The 18,824-nt window shown below is 53.8% G+C and carries 23 protein-coding genes and 1 pseudogene; 13 read left to right on the plus strand and 11 right to left on the minus strand.

Annotation, left to right across the window (positions count from 1 at the left end; translation table 11 throughout):
• Positions 1 to 144 precede the first annotated feature (144 nt).
• Both cydH and OGY62_RS14145 read left to right on the plus strand, forming a co-directional pair.
• Entirely contained in the window at positions 145 to 234 is a 90-nt protein-coding gene (gene cydH, locus OGY62_RS14140; protein ID WP_096753851.1) for a cytochrome bd-I accessory subunit CydH, read from the plus strand.
• 174 nt (positions 235 to 408) lie between these two features.
• Positions 409 to 1,575: an MFS transporter gene (locus OGY62_RS14145; protein WP_012132541.1), complete on the plus strand. Its 1,167-nt coding sequence runs from the start codon at positions 409 to 411 to the stop codon at positions 1,573 to 1,575.
• A 46-nt stretch (positions 1,576 to 1,621) separates the two neighbouring features.
• Here OGY62_RS14145 and sodB read toward each other — a convergent pair whose 3' ends face one another.
• Both sodB and OGY62_RS14155 read right to left on the minus strand, forming a co-directional pair.
• Positions 1,622 to 2,203, minus strand: coding sequence for a superoxide dismutase [Fe] (gene sodB / locus OGY62_RS14150; RefSeq protein WP_047457276.1), 582 nt, complete (start codon positions 2,201 to 2,203; stop codon positions 1,622 to 1,624).
• Between the two features lie 125 nt (positions 2,204 to 2,328).
• Positions 2,329 to 3,141 carry a C40 family peptidase gene (locus OGY62_RS14155; RefSeq protein WP_024130372.1) on the minus strand — a complete coding sequence of 271 codons (813 nt, stop codon included), beginning with the start codon at positions 3,139 to 3,141 and terminating at the stop codon, positions 2,329 to 2,331.
• 337 nt (positions 3,142 to 3,478) lie between these two features.
• Here OGY62_RS14155 and grxD point away from each other — a divergent pair, with 337 nt between their 5' ends.
• A complete protein-coding gene (grxD, locus tag OGY62_RS14160; protein ID WP_003832760.1) occupies positions 3,479 to 3,826 on the plus strand; it encodes a monothiol glutaredoxin 4 in 348 nt (115 codons plus the stop codon).
• A gap of 110 nt (positions 3,827 to 3,936) precedes the next feature.
• Here grxD and rnt read toward each other — a convergent pair whose 3' ends face one another.
• The 4 genes from rnt to OGY62_RS14180 all read right to left on the minus strand — a co-directional run bounded on the left by rnt (position 3,937) and on the right by OGY62_RS14180 (position 6,938).
• The gene (gene rnt / locus OGY62_RS14165) at positions 3,937 to 4,584 is read right to left on the minus strand and encodes a ribonuclease T (RefSeq protein WP_047457270.1); all 648 of its coding nucleotides are present in this window, start codon (positions 4,582 to 4,584) and stop codon (positions 3,937 to 3,939) included.
• Between the two features lie 102 nt (positions 4,585 to 4,686).
• The gene (gloA, locus tag OGY62_RS14170; protein ID WP_024130371.1) at positions 4,687 to 5,094 is read right to left on the minus strand and encodes a lactoylglutathione lyase; all 408 of its coding nucleotides are present in this window, start codon (positions 5,092 to 5,094) and stop codon (positions 4,687 to 4,689) included.
• 88 nt (positions 5,095 to 5,182) lie between these two features.
• A complete protein-coding gene (locus OGY62_RS14175; protein WP_115614826.1) occupies positions 5,183 to 6,280 on the minus strand; it encodes an alkene reductase in 1,098 nt (365 codons plus the stop codon).
• A 58-nt stretch (positions 6,281 to 6,338) separates the two neighbouring features.
• Positions 6,339 to 6,938, minus strand: a complete 600-nt coding sequence (locus OGY62_RS14180) for a TetR/AcrR family transcriptional regulator (RefSeq protein WP_110494291.1) — start codon at positions 6,936 to 6,938, stop codon at positions 6,339 to 6,341.
• Positions 6,939 to 7,039: 101 nt separating this feature from the next.
• Here OGY62_RS14180 and OGY62_RS14185 point away from each other — a divergent pair, with 101 nt between their 5' ends.
• From OGY62_RS14185 to sodC, 3 genes are all read left to right on the plus strand, one after another.
• Positions 7,040 to 7,279 carry a DUF1289 domain-containing protein gene (locus tag OGY62_RS14185; RefSeq protein ID WP_012132532.1) on the plus strand — a complete coding sequence of 80 codons (240 nt, stop codon included), beginning with the start codon at positions 7,040 to 7,042 and terminating at the stop codon, positions 7,277 to 7,279.
• A 49-nt stretch (positions 7,280 to 7,328) separates the two neighbouring features.
• Positions 7,329 to 8,225 (plus strand): aldo/keto reductase, encoded by an 897-nt coding sequence (locus OGY62_RS14190; protein ID WP_200003685.1) that lies wholly within the window; start codon positions 7,329 to 7,331, stop codon positions 8,223 to 8,225.
• A gap of 79 nt (positions 8,226 to 8,304) precedes the next feature.
• Positions 8,305 to 8,826 carry a superoxide dismutase [Cu-Zn] SodC gene (sodC, locus tag OGY62_RS14195; RefSeq protein WP_012132530.1) on the plus strand — a complete coding sequence of 174 codons (522 nt, stop codon included), beginning with the start codon at positions 8,305 to 8,307 and terminating at the stop codon, positions 8,824 to 8,826.
• Here the strand turns inward: sodC and OGY62_RS14200 are convergent.
• The 3 genes and pseudogenes from OGY62_RS14200 to OGY62_RS14210 form a co-directional block, all read right to left on the minus strand.
• Positions 8,802 to 10,842: pseudogene (locus OGY62_RS14200) on the minus strand (FUSC family protein). The gene sodC and the pseudogene OGY62_RS14200 sit on opposite strands and share 25 nt — an antisense overlap.
• Positions 10,842 to 11,702: an efflux RND transporter periplasmic adaptor subunit gene (locus tag OGY62_RS14205; protein ID WP_115609337.1), complete on the minus strand. Its 861-nt coding sequence runs from the start codon at positions 11,700 to 11,702 to the stop codon at positions 10,842 to 10,844. The pseudogene OGY62_RS14200 and the gene OGY62_RS14205 overlap by 1 nt, the downstream one beginning before the upstream one ends.
• A gap of 2 nt (positions 11,703 to 11,704) precedes the next feature.
• Positions 11,705 to 11,941 (minus strand): DUF1656 domain-containing protein, encoded by a 237-nt coding sequence (locus OGY62_RS14210; RefSeq protein WP_012132527.1) that lies wholly within the window; start codon positions 11,939 to 11,941, stop codon positions 11,705 to 11,707.
• A 194-nt stretch (positions 11,942 to 12,135) separates the two neighbouring features.
• On the opposite strand from OGY62_RS14210, the gene slyA reads away from it, so the two are divergent.
• On the plus strand, positions 12,136 to 12,576 hold the full coding sequence (gene slyA, locus OGY62_RS14215) for a transcriptional regulator SlyA (RefSeq protein ID WP_012132526.1): 441 nt from the start codon (positions 12,136 to 12,138) through the stop codon (positions 12,574 to 12,576).
• A 48-nt stretch (positions 12,577 to 12,624) separates the two neighbouring features.
• Here the strand turns inward: slyA and slyB are convergent, their stop codons facing one another.
• The gene (gene slyB / locus OGY62_RS14220) at positions 12,625 to 13,092 is read right to left on the minus strand and encodes an outer membrane lipoprotein SlyB (RefSeq protein WP_012132525.1); all 468 of its coding nucleotides are present in this window, start codon (positions 13,090 to 13,092) and stop codon (positions 12,625 to 12,627) included.
• A gap of 283 nt (positions 13,093 to 13,375) precedes the next feature.
• Here slyB and anmK point away from each other — a divergent pair, with 283 nt between their 5' ends.
• The 6 genes from anmK (at position 13,376) to OGY62_RS14250 (ending at position 18,181) form a co-directional block, all read left to right on the plus strand.
• Positions 13,376 to 14,497 carry an anhydro-N-acetylmuramic acid kinase gene (anmK, locus tag OGY62_RS14225; protein ID WP_058669075.1) on the plus strand — a complete coding sequence of 374 codons (1,122 nt, stop codon included), beginning with the start codon at positions 13,376 to 13,378 and terminating at the stop codon, positions 14,495 to 14,497.
• An 86-nt stretch (positions 14,498 to 14,583) separates the two neighbouring features.
• A complete protein-coding gene (mliC, locus tag OGY62_RS14230) occupies positions 14,584 to 14,913 on the plus strand; it encodes a C-type lysozyme inhibitor (RefSeq protein WP_012132523.1) in 330 nt (109 codons plus the stop codon).
• Positions 14,914 to 14,971: 58 nt separating this feature from the next.
• The gene (pdxH, locus tag OGY62_RS14235; protein WP_049011113.1) at positions 14,972 to 15,628 is read left to right on the plus strand and encodes a pyridoxamine 5'-phosphate oxidase; all 657 of its coding nucleotides are present in this window, start codon (positions 14,972 to 14,974) and stop codon (positions 15,626 to 15,628) included.
• Between the two features lie 126 nt (positions 15,629 to 15,754).
• A complete protein-coding gene (tyrS, locus tag OGY62_RS14240) occupies positions 15,755 to 17,029 on the plus strand; it encodes a tyrosine--tRNA ligase (RefSeq protein ID WP_286460125.1) in 1,275 nt (424 codons plus the stop codon).
• Positions 17,030 to 17,090: 61 nt separating this feature from the next.
• Positions 17,091 to 17,951, plus strand: coding sequence for a pyridoxal kinase PdxY (pdxY, locus tag OGY62_RS14245; RefSeq protein ID WP_058669168.1), 861 nt, complete (start codon positions 17,091 to 17,093; stop codon positions 17,949 to 17,951).
• Positions 17,948 to 18,181, plus strand: a complete 234-nt coding sequence (locus OGY62_RS14250; protein ID WP_286460126.1) for a hypothetical protein — start codon at positions 17,948 to 17,950, stop codon at positions 18,179 to 18,181. The genes pdxY and OGY62_RS14250 overlap by 4 nt, the downstream gene beginning before the upstream one ends.
• A gap of 22 nt (positions 18,182 to 18,203) precedes the next feature.
• Here the strand turns inward: OGY62_RS14250 and gstA are convergent, their stop codons facing one another.
• Positions 18,204 to 18,809 carry a glutathione transferase GstA gene (gstA, locus tag OGY62_RS14255; RefSeq protein WP_286460127.1) on the minus strand — a complete coding sequence of 202 codons (606 nt, stop codon included), beginning with the start codon at positions 18,807 to 18,809 and terminating at the stop codon, positions 18,204 to 18,206.
• Positions 18,810 to 18,824 lie beyond the last annotated feature (15 nt).

Consider the following 18,824-nt stretch of genomic DNA (forward strand, 5'->3'; position numbering starts at 1 on the left):
TAAACGTGGAATTTTGTCTGATCTTGACGAAAAGGGGAAGAGTTAAAAGCGCTTATCAATATAAATCATGGGAGATTTTTGCATTCAAGTGTGTAAAAATGCGCAATATCACTTTTTGTGTGGGAATAAAAAGGAGAAAACTTGATGAGCACCGATCTGAAATTTTCGTTAGTGACCACCATTATTGTGCTGGGCCTGATTGTCGCAGGCGGTCTGACTGCCGCACTGAACTGATTTACCTCTGAGGGAGAGCATTCTCCCTCTGTCTTTCCTCTCTCTTCTTCCTCATTTTTAACCAAATCGTAAAAGTCTTTTGCTATTTTGCTTACTTTATTAGTTTTGTGATTGATGTCATGCTTTTGACTCTTTTGCGTGCCCCGTGACGGCACGAAGCTGCGGAGTCGATGTATGAAAATAAATTATCCCTTACTGGCGCTGGCAATTGGCGCATTTGGTATTGGAACCACCGAGTTCTCTCCGATGGGCTTGTTGCCCGTTATCGCTCGCGGCGTGGATGTCTCGATTCCTGCGGCCGGAATGCTAATCAGCGCGTATGCCGTTGGTGTGATGGTCGGCGCGCCGTTGATGACGCTGCTGCTTTCCCATCGCGCACGTCGTAATGCGCTTATTTTTTTGATGGCGATTTTTACCCTCGGAAATGTGCTGTCGGCCATCTCGCCGGATTACACTACGTTGATGCTGTCGCGGATTCTGACCAGCCTGAATCACGGCGCTTTCTTCGGTCTGGGGTCGGTGGTGGCGGCCAGCGTCGTACCCAAACATAAACAGGCCAGCGCGGTCGCCACCATGTTTATGGGGCTGACGATCGCCAATATTGGCGGTGTTCCTGCGGCGACCTGGCTGGGGGAAACCATTGGCTGGCGTATGTCCTTCATGGCGACGGCGGGGCTGGGCGTAATTTCAATGATTAGCCTCTTTTTCTCGTTGCCGAAAGGCGGGGCGGGAGAGCGCCCTGAGGTGCGCAAAGAGCTGGCGGTGCTGTTGCGACCACAGGTGTTATCGGCATTACTGACCACCGTTCTGGGCGCAGGCGCGATGTTTACGCTCTATACCTATATCGCCCCGGTGCTGCACAGCATTACGCATGCAACGCCTGCTTTCGTTACCGGGATGCTGGTACTGATTGGCGTTGGCTTTTCTATCGGCAACTACCTGGGGGGAAAACTGGCGGATCGTTCGGTTAACGGCACCCTGAAAGGATTTTTGCTGCTGCTGATGGTGATTATGCTGGCGATCCCGTTCCTGGCGCGCAATGAAGTGGGCGCCGCTATCAGCATGGTGGTATGGGGGGCGGCGACATTCGCGGTGGTTCCGCCTTTACAAATGCGCGTTATGCGGGTTGCCAGCGAAGCGCCAGGCCTCTCTTCATCGGTCAATATCGGTGCCTTTAATCTCGGTAATGCGCTTGGCGCAGCGGCGGGGGGCGCAGTGATTTCCGGTGGTTTGGGCTACAGCTTCGTACCGGTGATGGGGGCGATTGTGGCAGGGCTTGCGCTGTTGCTGGTCTTTGTCTCTGCGCGCAGACAGCCTGAAGACGTTTGCGTGGCGAACTAAGCGCAGCATTAAAACGCAGAAGGGACTCCCTTCTGCGTTATTCTCTTTATGCCGCGAAGTTTTTCGCCACAAACTCCCAGTTTACCAGCGCCCAGAAGTGCTCCAGGTAGCCAGGACGGGCATTGCGGTAGTCGATATAGTAGGCATGTTCCCACACATCCACGGTCATCAACGGCGTGGCGTCGGTGGTCAGCGGCGTACCGGCATTCGACGTAGAGACGATAGCCAGTTTCCCATCCGTCCCTTTAACCAGCCAGGTCCAGCCGGAACCGAAGTTCTTAATTGCGGCGTCGGTGAACTGCGCTTTGAAATCGGCAACGCTGCCGAAGGACGCGACAATGGCGTCAGCCAGTTTACCCGTTGGTTCGCCGCCAGCATCAGGCGCCAGGCAGTTCCAGTAGAAGGTGTGGTTCCAGACCTGTGCCGCGTTATTGAAGACGCCGCCTTCAGCGCTGCGAACGATCTCTTCCAGTGATTTCCCCTCAAACGGCGTGCCTTTGATCAGGTTGTTAAGGTTGGTCACATAGGTCTGATGATGTTTGCCGTAATGATATTCCAGCGTCTCAGCAGAAATGTGTGGTGCAAGAGCATCTTTGGCATACGGTAATGCAGGTAATTCAAACGACATTGCTTCTCTCCTTATATTTATATTAGGTGCGCACAATAACCTTATTGTACGTAAGGATAGGGTAGCAAATTGAAAGGTGATACAAAAGAAGAACTTACCCTGTAGCCATACTACAGGGTAACGTTTTATCGAATGGTTTTCGGCGTCATGACCCGGCGTGCGCCCACGTAATGGCGCTGCCAGTAATCTTCGCTAAGAGAGGTAATCTGTATTTCCTGACCGCTGCGCGGAGACTGAATAAATTTGCCGTTGCCAACGTAAACGCCAACGTGATCGGCAGTACCGCGACCCTGAGTACGGAAGAACACGAGATCGCCATTTTTCAGTTCGCCACGTTCAATCGGCGCGGCATCACGCAAATGGTACATTTCATTTGCAGTACGCGGGATGCGGAATTTCACCAGATCCTTATACGCGTAATAAACCAGACCGCTGCAATCAAAACCGGTTCGTGGAGACGTTCCGCCCCAACGATACGGTTTGCCAATCTGATTCATTAATTTATTCATCGCCGTGTTGGTGGCTTTCTGCATTTTCGCTTTATGCGCATCGGCAATGGCAAGCGGGGCGCCTTTTACTTTGACACAATGCGGCTTACGACCCTTGCGCGGCGTACATTTTTCCGTCCAGGTTACGGCGGCGGTTTGTGTGGTGGCGGGTTTGCTTCGACGGCTTGCGGTTTTGCTGGTTTTCGCAGGGGAGGCAATGCGTTTTTTCGATGTGGAGGCCGTTTTACTTTGGGTTTTACTCACGGCTTTTTTTGCAGTCTTCGTTTTTTTCTTGCTGGTCGCGGTGTTCTTCTGCTTATCTGCCGTTTTCGTGACATGCGCGGCAGGCGTCGCCCTGGCTTGCCGGGAAGCATGCGCCATTGACGTAAAAGGGAGCGTGGTAAAAAGCAAAGCACAGAGCGTGATCGAGATCCGGTTTATCCGCGCCACTGAGCAATCCTCTGGTTAAGGGCAGGTCGAATTCATGCCTGCGTATGATTTACAAAACGCATCGATTCTAATCTATAAAATCCCCGGAAGTTAATAGCTTTTGTCATCTAAAATCGCGTTTCGTTATTGAGTGCAAAAAAAAGCAGCAACAAAAGCGGAAACGGGTCAACAGATAAACAATTCCATACTGTTTAAGTGGATAAGAGATATTTAGAATGCAACTTCAGGCTTCAGACGATAAAATAGTAAAGCGTGATGAAAATGTTATTTTCCGTTGCCAGCCTGACCCGCTACAATGTCAGACTACTGCCGTAAAGAAGTTTAAGGAAGCAAGACAATGAGCACCACTATCGAAAAAATCCAGCGCCAGATCGCTGAAAACCCGATTCTCCTGTACATGAAAGGCTCTCCAAAACTGCCAAGCTGCGGTTTTTCCGCGCAGGCTGTTCAGGCGCTTTCTGCCTGTGGTGAACGTTTTGCCTATGTCGATATTCTGCAAAACCCGGACATCCGCGCCGAGCTGCCGAAATATGCAAACTGGCCGACTTTCCCGCAACTGTGGGTGGACGGTGAGCTGGTTGGCGGCTGCGATATCTTAATTGAAATGTACCAGCGCGGTGAGTTGCAGCAGTTGATCAAAGAAACTGCGGCAAAATACAAAACCGAAGAGCCTGACGCTGAGTAATTCAGCCGAAATAAAAAAGCGACCATCTGGTCGCTTTTTTTTTGCTGAAAACGCGGTTGCCTGATGGCGCGTCGCTTATCAGGACGCGCGGGCACCGCCACCCGACACGATTATGCCTCTTCTGGTACCGGCAACGGCCAGCCGCCAAGACGCTTCCAGCGGTTAACGATTTCGCAAAACAGAACGGCCGTTCGTTCGGTGTCGTATAACGCAGAGTGCGCCTGCGTTCCATCAAACGCCATTCCCGCCGCCAGACACGCTTTTGACAGCACGGTCTGTCCCAGCGCCAGGCCGCTCAGGGCCGCAGTGTCAAAGGTCACGAAGGGGTGGAAGGGGTTACGTTTCAGCGAAGCGCGCTCAGCGGCGGCCATCATAAAACTGTGATCGAACGTGGCGTTATGGGCCACCATGATCGCACGATTGCAACCGCTGTCTTTAATTCCCTTGCGCACCATTTTGAAAATAGCATGCAGCGCATCGTACTCGCTGACCGCGCCGCGCAGCGGGTTAGAAGGATCGATTCCGTTAAAGGCAAGCGCTTCGGGCTGTAAGTTTGCGCCTTCGAACGGCTCAACATGGAAATGCAGCGTCGTGTCCGGCATCAGCCAGCCTTGTTCATCCATTTTCAGCGTGATGGCGGCAACCTCAAGCAGCGCATCGGTTTTGGCATTGAATCCCGCCGTTTCGACATCAATGACGACAGGATAAAAACCACGAAAACGGTCGCACAGACCGGAAAGTTGAGCGTTATCGGACATCTGGGTCTCTTAATACGGAAAAATTGCAGCGCGCATTATGGCAAATTTTACGCTGAGATGCAGTAAAACAACGGGCACAGAGAGTCTGTGCCCGGCGGGAGATTAGTTGCCCAGACCGCGACCGGCGTCTTTGGCTTCAATCAGCTCAATTTTGTAGCCATCAGGATCTTCAACAAACGCGATGACGGTGGAGCCGCCTTTTACCGGACCCGCTTCACGCGTGACGTTACCGCCGTTCTGGCGAATGCGCTCACAGGCTTCGGCAGCATTGTCGACGCTCAGGGCGATATGGCCATAGGCCGTACCCAGCTCGTACTTATCAACGCCCCAGTTGTAAGTTAACTCGATCACCGCTTCTTCGCTTTCCGGGCCGTAACCCACGAATGCCAGAGAGTATTTGTATTCCGGGTTTTCGCTGGTGCGCAGCAGCTTCATGCCCAGTACGTTGGTGTAGAATTCGATGGAACGCTGCAAGTCGCCAACACGCAGCATGGTATGAAGTAAACGCATCTTTTTCCCCTCAAAAGTGCTGAATGGTCAATACATTCAAAATGTTGTTCTAGTATAGCGGCGTTTTTACGCCGCTACCAACGCAGGATTACAGGGTAGGATAGTCTGTGTAACCTTCAGCGCCGCCGCCGTAGAAGCTTTCTGCGCGTTGTGGGTTCAGTTCTGCTTTGCGTTGCAGACGAGCTACCAGGTCCGGGTTAGCGATATACGCCCGGCCAAACGCGACGGCGTCGATCAGGCCCTTATTGAGCAGGTCTTCCGCTTTTTCCGGCGTATAGGCGCCTGCGCCAATGATTGGGCCGTGGAAGCGGGCGCGAACTTTCTCACGGAAGGCGTCAGTATACGGTTCGCCGCCAGCCCAGTCAGGTTCGGACATGTGCAGATAGGCAATGCCGCGTTTACCCAGTTCCTCAATCAGATAGAGCGCATCGGCTTCTTCATTCGGGCCATTGTCGACATTCTGGAATGTGCCGATAGGGGAAACACGAATACCAATTCGATCTGCCCCCCATTCCTGAATACCGGCATCGACGACTTCCAGCACCAGACGCGCGCGGTTCTCAACGCTGCCGCCGTACTGATCAGTACGATGGTTTGACGTCGGGGAAAGGAACTGGTGCAGCAGATAGCCGTGGGCGGAATGCAGTTCTACCAGGTCGAAACCGGCTTCACGCGCATTGGCGATAGCCTGACGGAAATCGTTGACGATGCCTGGGATCTCGTCGGTTTCCAGCGCGCGCGGCATTGAGGTGTCGACACGAATGGCCTGGCCGTTTTCATCGCGCAGCGAGGTACGGGTGCCAGCGCCGATCGCAGACGAGGAGACAGGGGGCTGGCCGCCGGGTTGCAGGCTGGAATGAGAAATTCGACCGGTATGCCAGAGTTGAACAGCAATGTGCCCCTGTTTGGCATGAACGCCAGCGGTAATTTTTTTCCATGCCTCGATCTGTTCCGCGCTGTGCAGACCCGGTGCGCCCGCATAGCCTTTCGCCTGTGCGGAGATCTGCGTCGCTTCACTGATGATTAGCCCGGCGCTGGCGCGTTGACGATAATACTCGGCCATTAACGGGGTGGGAATGTCGCCCGGTTCAATGCTGCGCAAACGCGTCAGAGGGGCCATGAACACACGGTTTGCTGCCGTAATTGCGCCCACTTTCAGCGGGGTAAACAGTTTCTCAGATGACATAATGGCTCCTGGTATAAGTAGACCGGTCGTCTAGTGATAAGGAAAATAAAAACGCCCGTTAAGCCGCAGGCGTTGCGATAATCGTTTTTACATGTGCCAGCGCGCTTTCAAACGGGGCGGCACTGCGCGAAATTTTGGCGTGCAGATTCGCGCCTAGCCACAACGCATACAGGATCTGCGCCTGTTGCAGCGGCTCGCCAGCAAAAGAGAGACAGCGGGCTTCGCGTCCTTTTTCCAGCGCTTGCGCTAACAGCGTAATAATATGCCGCGCGCCTTTGTCCATCGCAGTGCGCATATCTTCTGAGAGATCGCACACTTCGGCGGACAGCTTTACGGTCAAACAGCCGCTGATAGTGCCTTGCTGGCAAAACTGATTCAGGGTTTCCTGATAGTAAGCCAGAATGCGGTCACGATAGTTGCCCGCTCCGGCGTCAAAATGCGTTGCCAGCCGCTGATGATATCCGGCGTAATGCCGTTCCAGCATGGCGACGCCAAACGCTTCTTTGGAACGAAAATAGTGATAAAACGACCCCTTCGGCACTTCGGCGGTTTTGAGCAGCTCGCTCAATCCCATTCCGGTGAAGCCACGCTGCATACAAAGCTGCTCGCCGGTAGCCAGAAGATGTTCGCGGGTGTCATGTTCAGTCTGTTTGTTCATGCCGCTGAGTGTAATAGACCAATCGGTCTAATGCAAGTCAGGTTGCCAGAAAGCCAGTTAGCGTCTTCAATAAGCATAAGTGCTTTCGTTGAGGAGAGAGTGTGGCCGAGCAGTTAGAGTTTTTTCCCGTTCCAAGCCCGTGCCGGGGGATCTGTCAGTCGGATGAGCGCGGATTTTGTCGCGGCTGTCTGCGCAGTCGGGATGAGCGTTTCAACTGGCAAAAAATGAGCGACGCCGAGAAGCAGGACGTGTTGCGGCTTTGTCGTCAGCGTCTTATGCGCAAATTACGCGCAAACAAACCGAACCCGCAGGAAGAACCTCAACAACCCTCACTCTTTTGAAACCGTAATTGCGTATACTCGCTAAACATCTATATATGAGGAAGCGGTTATGGTTCAGCGTATCACTATTGCCCCGCAAGGCCCGGAATTTTCGCGCTTCGTGATGGGTTACTGGCGTCTGATGGACTGGAATATGTCTGCGCGTCAGCTGGTCAGCTTTATTGAAGAGCATCTTGATTTGGGCGTCACGACCGTTGACCATGCGGATATCTACGGCGGTTATCAATGTGAGGCCGCGTTTGGCGAAGCGTTGAAACTGGCGCCGCACCTGCGTGAGCGGATGCAGATCGTAACGAAGTGTGGTATCGCCACGACCGCCCGGGCTGAAAATGTACTCGGCCATTACATCACTGACCGCGACCACATTATCGCCAGCGCTGAGCAGTCCCTGAAAAATCTGGCGACCGACCGTCTTGATCTGCTGCTCATCCATCGTCCCGACCCGTTAATGGATGCGGACGACGTCGCGGAAGCATTCCAGCATCTCCACCAGAGCGGAAAAGTGCGCCACTTTGGCGTCTCTAACTTTACCCCGGCCCAGTTTACGCTGCTGCAATCGCGTCTGCCGTTTACCCTTGCCACGAACCAGGTTGAGATTTCACCGGTTCATCAGCCACTGCTACTGGACGGCACGCTGGATCAGCTACAGCAACTGCGTATTCGACCGATGGCGTGGTCCTGTCTTGGCGGCGGTCGTCTGTTTAATGATGATGAATTCGCGCCGCTGCGCAACGAACTTGCTGCGATTGCGGAAGAGCTGAACGCGACCACGATTGAGCAGGTGGTATATGCGTGGATTTTACGCCTGCCGTCTCAGCCGTTGCCGATTATCGGCTCCGGTAAAATTGAGCGCGTACGCGCAGCGATTGAGGCAGAGTCTCTGACGATGTCGCGTCAGCAATGGTTCCGTATCCGCAAGGCGGCGCTAGGTTACGACGTGCCGTAATGCTCCGTTTTCGGCTTTCCGTTCAAAATTGTGTCACTGGTTTACACTTAACCGGGTAAACACATTTGACGGAGGTCTTATGAAGCGTTTGAGTCTGGCAATGTTAACCCTGCTGGCCTGTGCGGGTGCACAGGCCGCCAGTGAAGAAGTGACGATGAATCTGGTGACTTCGCAAGGCGTCGGGCAGTCGATTGGCAGCGTAACTATTGCCGAAACGGATAAAGGGCTGGAGTTTACTCCCGATCTGAAAGCGCTGCCGCCGGGTGAGCATGGTTTTCATATCCATGCTAACGGCAGTTGCCAGCCTGCGATTAAAGAGGGTAAAGCCTCGGCGGCAGAAGCGGCGGGCGGGCATTTCGACCCGCACAATACCGGGAAGCACGAGGGGCCGGAAGGCGCCGGGCATATGGGCGATCTTCCCGTGCTGGTGGTCAATAATGACGGGATAGCCACCACGCCTGTTACTGCGCCGCGCCTGAAATCTCTTGATGAAATCAAAGATAAAGCGCTGATGATCCACGTCGGCGGCGATAACATGTCCGATCAGCCGAAACCGCTTGGCGGTGGTGGCGAGCGTTACGCCTGCGGCGTCATCAAATAGTCAGGATGTCAGTGAACCCTGCGGCGGCGCTTGCTCAAGCTGCGACAGCGAGCAGTGTAATCGCCAGATGAGCGCCGCCAGTTCCTGAGCCGCAGGTTGATGATGATGCGACAGCGCGTTGCAAATACGCTGTAGCTCCTGGAGCGTGGTCGCCAGCGGCCGTTGCTGCACGCCGCGCTCGCTCATCACGTCGCGCAACAAGGCAATACAGATATCCCGGACGCGCGAAAGCGGGTCGGAGCGGGTTTCCCAGGCACGCAGTTGCCACACCACATGTGAACAATTCAGCAGTACCACTCCCCAGCGTAACAGCCAGCGTCGCGCCAGCGCATCCTGGCTATTGCTGAGTTGACTGACGTGATGATAGGTCAGCGATTCAAACTCATTCTCGCTGTGTGATGGATGACGACTGAGCTGATCGACAAAATCTCTGCGCAATGCGCGGATATGGCGACGGCTTTTGCGGGCATCCGAACCCGGACGCAGGATCGCAAACGCCAGCCACGACAGCGCGACCCCGGCAATTTTAGCCGTATTGTCATTAAGAAAATCAGCAAAGTCATACACGGGGGGATTGGTGACGGCGATAAACGATCCCATAAAAACGATCAACTGCCCCCAAAGCCCGGCGAGTTTCGGCATTTGCAGCTTCAGCAGTTGCATCGTGGCCAGCAAAGGAAACAGAAACAGAAAAAACTGCCAGAGATCGGTTATCTGCACCATCAAACCGAATTTGACGACGAAGCTGAACAACGAGAGCAGAATCAGCGTGCGCATCAATAAAGAGAGTGATTTAAACGGCGTGGCGACGGCGGAATAGAGTACGCAGCTGATGGCCGCCAGCGTTAACGCCCCTGAACCGGATTCCCATTGTGAACCGATACTCCACGCGCCAATCACCATGAGGGTGGTAAATGTGCGCAATCCGCTCCATATCGCTTCGGCGTTGTCCGTATGGCGAGCCAGACCGGGGCTGTGCGTTACTTTGATCTCATCGACTGCGGCGCCGTTTTCCAGCAACCGTAGCTGATGGCTGTTGTGTAAGTAGAGCTGGCAGAAATAGCGCAATCGCTGCCAGAAGGCGACGTGGCGGTAATCCTGTCGGTTTTTCGGATGTAGCGGGGCAATAATGCGCGCGACGGTATAACTGTCGGTACGCGGATTAGCCAGCGCGGTCAACAGTTGTTCAATCACATCGCGGGTCTGCTCCGGCGGGTTGGGCCAGTTCAGCAACATCCTGCGGAGGCTGGAAATGACGCTGGTCAGGCGAAGCTGCTGATGCAGCAGAGCGTTAAGCAGCGCGTTCTGGCGACGAAAACGGTAGTGACTCCAGAATGCCTGAATGCGCAGCAGGTTCATCGTCAGAATTTGGCCGATAACCCCTTCATGGGCAGAACGTATCGCATCGGTGGTTTCCGGCTGCCAGAGCAGGCTGGCGTGCTCCAGCAACCGTGCGTGCATATTTTTCAGCGCGGTCAACAGCGCCGTGCCGTCAGAGGTGCTGGGGAGGATCATCATCATCATGCCGCCGCAAAGAATACCGACGATCACCTCGCAGACCCTGGCCTGGGCGATATCCCACAACTGAGTGACCTCGATGATGTTGACCATGGGAAAGGCGATGATGGCGGCCGTGTAACCCGCCAGCTGGAAGGCGTAGGCGACGTTATTGGTGAAATGGGCGCAGGCCCAGGTGCAAAAGCCAATCCAGGCCGCCATGCTTAATAAAAAGAGCCAGGGTTCGTTTAGCGTGTGACCTGCGATGATGAGCGCGGCGGTGGCGCCAAGTAAACTCCCGGCAATACGCCCCAGACTTTTACTGATCACGCCGCCTACCGTCGGAAAACTTACCACGGCGGCAGAGGTCATCGCCCAGTATGGCTCATCCAGGTTGATGTAGTAGGCGAACGTCAGCGCCAGGCACATGGCGAGGGTATTGCGCAATGCATAGCGCCATTGCCCAGAGGTTGCTTTGAACCAGGGCGTATCGCGCCAGGTCAGGTGAGGGAGCTTCATTAGCGCTGACCGATAGCCACGCTGCATGTTGTGCCCGAAACCAGCGTGACATCATGGGGTAACGCATCAAATTCGATACGCACCGGCACGCGCTGCGCCAGACGAACCCAGGGAACGTTAGGTTTAATGTCAGGGACCAGGCCGGAATCGCTCTCCACGCTTTGATCATAAATCGCCCGGCCAATACTGGATACGTGACCCTGTAACTTTACGTTGCCGCTGTAGAGGGTGATCTGCGCCGGAGCGCCTTCGCGAATATGGCGCAGTTTCGTCTCTTCGAAATATCCCATGACGTAGAACGAGTGGCTGTCGACCAGCGCAAACAGCGGTTGGCCGGTGGAGGCGTAATCCCCCGTGCGCGTTGAGAGGTTTGTCACCCAGCCCGCGACCGGCGCGCGAACGTCGGTCTGGGCTAATTGCCATTGCGCCTGTTTTAATGACGCTTCCGCCGCTTCGACGCTGGCCTGCATCGCTTTAACGTTCAGGTTTGCGGTGTCCATATCTTCGGCAGAGATGTAATTTTGTGATAAATGGCGACGCCGGTTGGCTTCATTATTGGCTTTCGCTAAATCGGAGCGGGCTTTAGCCAGTTCTGCCTGCGCATTAAGCTCAGCGATGTGAAAAGGGGTCTTATCGATAGAAAAGAGCAGATCGCCTGCATTCACGAACTGGTTATCTTTTATATTGAGTTTGGTGATGCTGCCGGAGACCTGAGGCGTAATGCTCACCTGTTCCGCCCGTACTTTACCGTCGCGCGTCCACGGAGACTGCATGTAGTAATTCCATAGCCACCAACCGGCCAGAACCGCGATGGCCGCAACCACAATCGTTGAAAAGTATTTCATTGTTTTAAGCGACATAATCACCACGCAATCAGCAAAATAAGGCTCAGGCACACGCAAAGTGCAAATATCGACAGATCCATCAGCAGGGGGTGCCAGATTTCACCCGAGTAAATCCAGTCGCGTAGCAGGCGATGCGCCAGCAGCCAGATAACAAATCCAAGCGCGAATGCTTTGAAAAGCGGAGGGAAATAGACAGATGCGCCGATCACCAGATCTTGTAGGGGCAATCCTGTTGCAGTGGGTATAAACGTCACAAGCAAGAATCCTTTGCGTTAAACAGCGTTGCTATAGGTTTAGTAAAAACCGAGGTACAGCACGTCTTTTCCGCATAATGTCTGAAAAAATGTCTACCTGTAAGCAAATTTAGCAATACATTTGTTTTGAGCATATAAATGCTGCACACTATTCTAAAATCAGTATAATATCTTAGCAAGCTAATTATAAGGAGATGAAATTGGAATCGCCACTAGGTTCTGATCTGGCACGGTTGGTGCGCATTTGGCGTGCTCTGATTGACCATCGCCTGAAACCTCTGGAGTTGACGCAGACACACTGGGTAACGCTGCATAATATTCACCAACTTCCGCCGGATCAGTCGCAAATACAGTTAGCCAAAGCGATTGGCATTGAACAACCGTCTCTGGTGCGTACGCTGGATCAGCTTGAAGACAAAGGGCTTATCTCACGACAAACCTGCGCCAGCGATCGTCGCGCCAAGCGAATTAAGCTGACGGAGAAGGCGGAACCGCTCATCACAGAGATGGAAGCCGTGATCAATAAAACGCGTGGAGAGATTCTGGAAGGGATTTCGCCGCAGGAACTTGAGCTGTTAATTAAGCTGATTGCGAAACTTGAGCACAATATTATTGAGTTGCAGTCTCAGAACTAAGAGCAGAAGAAAGGCGTGTGGCCAGAGGCTGACCACACGTCTGTTGGATTAGCGCGGAGAAACAGTAACCTGGCTGCCGTTGCTGGCCAGAACAACACGCTGACCTGCGGAGAAACGGGTATCGCCCTGTTTCTGTACCACCATAATGGTGTTGCCGTCATCCTTACGGATTTCCAGTTCCACACCCTGAGTTTTGTTCATCGCGCCCTGGACGCCTTGTCCCGCTACGCCGCCAGCGACTGCGCCAGCGGCCGTCGCCAGTGAACGACCCGTCCCGCCACCGATGGTATTACCGAGGAAACCACCGAGCACTGCACCACCGATAGCGCCGATCACGTTGGAGTCATCACCGCCCTGGATTTGCACCGGACGGACGTTAACGACAGTGCCGTATGTGACATTCTGCACTTGTTTCGCCTCGGACGCGGTATAGACATCACCGGACAGGCTATCGTTATTCACACAACCCGCTAAAGATAAGCCCATCAGTGAAACGATCAGCACACGTTTAATCATCTATAAATCTCCTGTTCACCATGAAACGCCACAAAGCATCCCTCATGGTTAAATTATATGGCATATACGACCGTAAAGGCACATGTTCTGCTGGAACAATGTGAAAATCATAATCAGATTTGGGTTAACCAAGTATAAACGAATCATTCATGAGATTTATCAGAACAGAGTGTCAGCGTCTGCATCGAAGGGTAAAAATGCTTAATGAAGCATGGTATTAGCGGAAACTTTGTGGTTGAGTGGTAGCGCTAAAATCATGCTTAACACGCTAAAAGGAAGATGTATGAAATCGGGCCGTTTTATCGGCGTTATGTCTGGAACCAGCCTTGATGGCGTCGATGTTGTGCTGGCGGCAATTGATGAAACGATGGTCGCACAGCAGGCGAGCCTGACCTGGCCCATCCCCGTTCATCTTAAACAAGCCATTCTGGATATTTGCCAGGGGCAACAACTCACGCTTTCCCAGTTTGGCCAGTTGGATACGCAGCTCGGGCAGCTTTTTGCCGACGCGGTGAACGCGCTGCTGGCGCAGGAAAAACTGCGGCCGCGGGATATTGTCGCCATCGGCTGTCATGGTCAGACGGTCTGGCATGAACCTACCGGCGCTGCACCGCATACCTTACAAATCGGTGATAACAACCAAATTGTCGCGCGAACCGGGATAACGGTTGTCGGTGATTTTCGTCGTCGCGATATTGCGCTGGGCGGGCAAGGCGCGCCGCTGGTTCCCGCGTTTCACCAGGCGCTGCTGGCGCACCCGACAGAGCGTCGGATGGTGCTAAACATTGGCGGTATCGCCAACCTGTCTTTGCTCATACCGGGTCAACCGGTAAGAGGGTACGATACCGGGCCAGGCAATATGCTCATGGATGCCTGGATCTGGCGGCAGTGCGCTAAGCCTTATGATAAAGACGCGCAATGGGCCAGTGAAGGGAAAGTGATAATTCCGCTGCTGCAAAATATGTTGAGCGATCCCTATTTTTCAGCGCCCGCGCCGAAAAGCACCGGGCGCGAGTATTTCAACTATGGCTGGATAGAACGCCACCTTTCGGCCTTTCCTGGCCTCGCTCCCCGCGATATTCAGGCAACGCTGGCTGAGCTGACCGCGGTGACAATTTCTGAACAGGTTCTGTTAAGCGGCGGCTGCGAGCGGCTGATGGTGTGCGGCGGCGGGAGTCGTAACCCTTTGCTGATGGCGCGTCTGGCCGGGTTGCTGCCGGGTACGGAAGTTACCAGCACGGATGAAGCCGGGATCAGTGGCGATGATATGGAAGCGCTGGCGTTTGCCTGGCTGGCGTGGCGCACGCTCGCCGGGTTGCCGGGGAATCTCCCTTCGGTGACGGGAGCCACAGAATCCAGCATTCTGGGGGCCATTTTCCCGGCGAACCCACGAACTCAGAGTTAACTGAATTTTTCCGGGCCTGTCTGCCGTTAAACTGAAAGGGTTAGGAAGGGCGTATTTGCCCTTCGGACCAGGAAAGTCTTCGGGATATGTCTATGAAAAAACTGCTCATTGTATGTCTGCCTGTGCTCCTGAGCGGTTGTAGCGTCTACAACCAATTGCTTGAGCGTATGCAAACGGACACGCTGGAATATCAGTGTGATGAAAAACCGCTTACCGTAAAAATGAACAATACCCGGCAAGAGGTGAATTTTGTTTACGACAATAAACTGCTGAACCTCAAACAGGGCATGTCTGCGTCGGGAGCACGTTACACGGACGGCATCTACGTCTTTTGGTCAAAAGGCGATGGCGCAACGGTCTATAAACGCGACAGAATTGTGCTGAATAACTGCCAGTTACAAAACCCGAAGCGTTGAGATTTTCACCTGGGCGGCGCACAATAGCGCCACCCACTGACAATCCGTAGCGAACACCATGTCTGATAACGACGAATTGCAGCAAATCGCGCATCTGCGCCGTGAATACACCAGAGGCGGCCTGCGTCGCCACGATCTTCCCGCTGAACCGTTAACCCTTTTCGAACGCTGGCTGGGTCAGGCATGTGATGCCAGACTGGCGGACCCGACCGCGATGGTGGTCGCCACCGTCGATGAAAACGGCCAGCCTTATCAACGCATTGTGCTGCTTAAACATTACGATGAAAAAGGGATGGTGTTTTACACCAACCTGGGCAGCCGTAAGGCGCATCACCTCGAAAATAATCCGCGCATCAGTTTGTTGTTCCCGTGGCATATGCTGGAACGGCAGGTGATGGTGACTGGCAAAGCGGAACGCCTTTCCACGCTTGAAGTGGTGAAATACTTCCACAGCCGCCCGCGCGACAGCCAGATTGGCGCCTGGGTGTCTAAACAATCCAGCCGAATCTCTGCGCGCGGCATTCTGGAAAGCAAGTTCCTTGAGCTGAAGCAGAAGTTCCAGCAAGGGGAAGTCCCGTTGCCCAGCTTCTGGGGCGGATTCCGCGTCAATATTGAACAGATGGAGTTCTGGCAGGGCGGCGAACACCGTTTACACGACCGCTTTTTATACCAGCGCGAAAACAACGCGTGGAAAATTGACCGGCTTGCTCCTTAAACCCCGAAATTTGTTGTGTTAAGCGCTAGCGCTGCGTGCGTCAGCGCTTTATTCTATATACCTTTCGCGTCTGGCGAAAAGTCGTGTACCGGCAAAGGTGCAGTCGTTTTATACATGGAGATTTTGATGGCAAGCAGTAACTTGATTAAACAATTGCAAGAGCGGGGGCTGGTGGCCCAGGTAACGGACGAGGAAGCGTTAGCAGAGCGACTGGCGCAAGGCCCGATCGCGCTCTATTGCGGCTTCGACCCTACCGCTGACAGCTTGCATTTGGGGCATCTTGTTCCATTGTTATGCCTGAAACGCTTCCAGCAGGCGGGTCACAAGCCTGTTGCGCTGGTAGGCGGCGCGACCGGTCTGATTGGCGACCCGAGCTTTAAAGCCGCTGAGCGTAAACTGAACACCGAAGAGACTGTGCAGGAGTGGGTGGATAAAATCCGCAAGCAGGTTGCACCGTTCCTCGATTTTGACTGTGGTGACAATTCCGCCATTGCCGCGAATAACTACGACTGGTTTGGCGGCATGAATGTGCTGACCTTCCTGCGCGACATCGGCAAGCACTTCTCCGTCAATCAGATGATCAACAAAGAAGCGGTGAAGCAACGTCTGAACCGTGACGATCAGGGCATCTCCTTTACCGAGTTCTCCTATAACCTGTTGCAGGGTTATGACTTTGCCTGCCTGAATAAACTGCACGGCGTTACGCTACAAATCGGCGGCTCTGACCAGTGGGGCAACATCACCTCCGGTATCGATCTAACCCGTCGTCTGCATCAGAACCAGGTGTTCGGCCTGACCGTACCGCTGATCACCAAAGCAGATGGCACCAAGTTTGGTAAAACCGAAGGCGGTGCGGTATGGCTGGATCCGAAAAAGACCAGTCCGTACAAGTTCTACCAGTTCTGGATCAACACCGCAGATGCTGACGTGTACCGCTTCCTGAAATTCTTCACCTTCATGGACATTGCCGAGATCAATGCGCTGGAAGAAGAAGATAAGAACAGCGGTAAAGCGCCGCGCGCCCAGTATGTGCTGGCAGAGCAGGTCACGCGCCTGGTGCATGGCGAAGAAGGTCTGGTTGCGGCGAAACGTATCACTGAAAGCCTGTTCAACGGTAATCTGAGCGATCTCAGCGAAACCGATTTCGAACAACTGGCTCAGGATGGCGTGCCGATGATCGAGATGGAAAAAGGTGCCGATCTGATGCAGGCGCTGGTGGATTCCGAACTGCAACCGTCTCGTGGTCAGGCGCGTAAAACCATCGCCTCTAATGCGGTGACCATCAACGGTGAAAAACAGTCAGACCCGGAATATTTCTTCCAGGACAGCGACATTTTATTCGGGCGCTACACGCTGTTGCGCCGCGGTAAAAAGAATTACTGTCTGATTTGCTGGAAATAATAAAAAGTCAGCAGGGGCGTGGGAAACCACGCCCCTTTATTATTTTAGGGTTATGGTAAACATGAAGAATATCCTCGCCATCCAGTCGCATGTTGTGTTCGGCCATGCGGGCAACAGTGCTGCTGAATTTCCGATGCGCCGTCTTGGCGCGAATGTCTGGCCGCTCAACACCGTTCAGTTTTCTAACCACACGCAGTATGGCAAATGGACAGGGTGTGTTATGCCGCCCGAACATTTGACTGAAATTGTTCAGGGTATTGCGGATATCGATAAACTTCAGACGTGCGATGCGGTTCTTAGCGGCTATCTGGGTTCCGCAGAGCAGGGTGAGCATATTCTGGGGATTGTTCGTAAAGTAAAAGCGGCGAATCCACAGGCGAAATATTTCTGCGATCCGGTCATGGGGCATCCTGAAAAAGGGTGCATCGTGGCGCCTGGCGTCGCTGAGTTCCACGTTCGCCATGCGCTCCCGGCCAGCGACATTATCGCGCCCAATCTGGTGGAGCTGGAAATTCTCTGTGAACATGCGGTCAATAATGTTAATGAAGCCGTACTGGCTGCCAGGGAACTGATTGCGGAAGGGCCGCAAGTTGTGCTGGTTAAACATCTTGCCCGGGCAGGATACAGCCCCGACCGCTTTGAGATGTTGCTGGTGACGGCGGATGAAGCCTGGCATATTAGCCGTCCGCTTGTTGATTTCGGGATGCGTCAGCCGGTGGGTGTCGGGGATGTGACCAGCGGTTTGTTGCTGGTAAAACTGTTGCAGGGCGCAACGTTGCAGCAAGCGCTTGAACACGTTACTGCGGCGGTATATGAAATTATGATCGCCACGAAAAATATGCAGGAATACGAGTTGCAGGTGGTGGCCGCGCAGGATCGCATTGCTAAACCTGAACACTATTTCAGCGCGACGCAGCTGTGAGTTTTACCGAAGCGCCCGGTGGCGCTAACGCTTACCGGGCCTACGGGGTGTTCTGTAGGCCGGATAAGGCGCAGCCGCCATCCGGCAAAGCGCCCGGTGGCGCTAACGCTTACCGGGTCTACGGGCTGTTTTACAGGCCGGATAAGGCGCAGCCGTCATCCGGCAAAGTGCCAGGTGGCGCTAACGCTAACCGGGCCTACGGGGTGTTCTGTAGGCCGGATAAGGCGTAGCTGCCATCCGGTGCAACAACCATTAGTTCAAACCTTCCGCCTTCAGCGCTGCCGCCACGCAGGGGCGTTCAGCGACCCGCGCCATATAAACGTCGATATGGCTTAATCCTTCCATATTCAGCTTCACCGCTTTCGCCCAACGCAACACGGTAAAAAGGTAGGCATCTGCGATCGTGAAACGCTGGCCGCAAAGACACTGGCCTTCCTGGAGCGCGTCATTCACGTAGCGCAATTTTTTCTCCAGTTGTGCACGGACAATCGGTTTATATTCCTCTGGCGTATCCGGGCGGAAGAGTGGCGTAAAACCTTTGTGCAGCTCCGTGGCAATATAGTTGAGCCACTCCAGCGTCTTGTATCGGGAGATGGTGCCTGTCGGTGCCAACAGCTGACGATCGGGCACGCTATCCGCCAGATATTGCATAATCGCAACGCCTTCGGTCAGTAAGGTGCCATCGTCCAGCATCAGAGCAGGAACCTGTCCTTTTGGGTTTACCGCGAAATAATCATCGCCGTTTTCCAGACGCTTTTTCGCCAGATCAACGCCATCCAGCGTGAAATCAATACCGCTTTCCCGCAGGGTGATGTGAGAAGCAAGAGAACAGGCGCCCGGTTTGTAGAACAGTTTCATCGGTAACTCCTTTTT

This window comes from Citrobacter sp. CK198, assembly GCF_030333295.1.
In the GTDB taxonomy this organism is placed as follows: domain Bacteria; phylum Pseudomonadota; class Gammaproteobacteria; order Enterobacterales; family Enterobacteriaceae; genus Citrobacter_B; species Citrobacter_B koseri.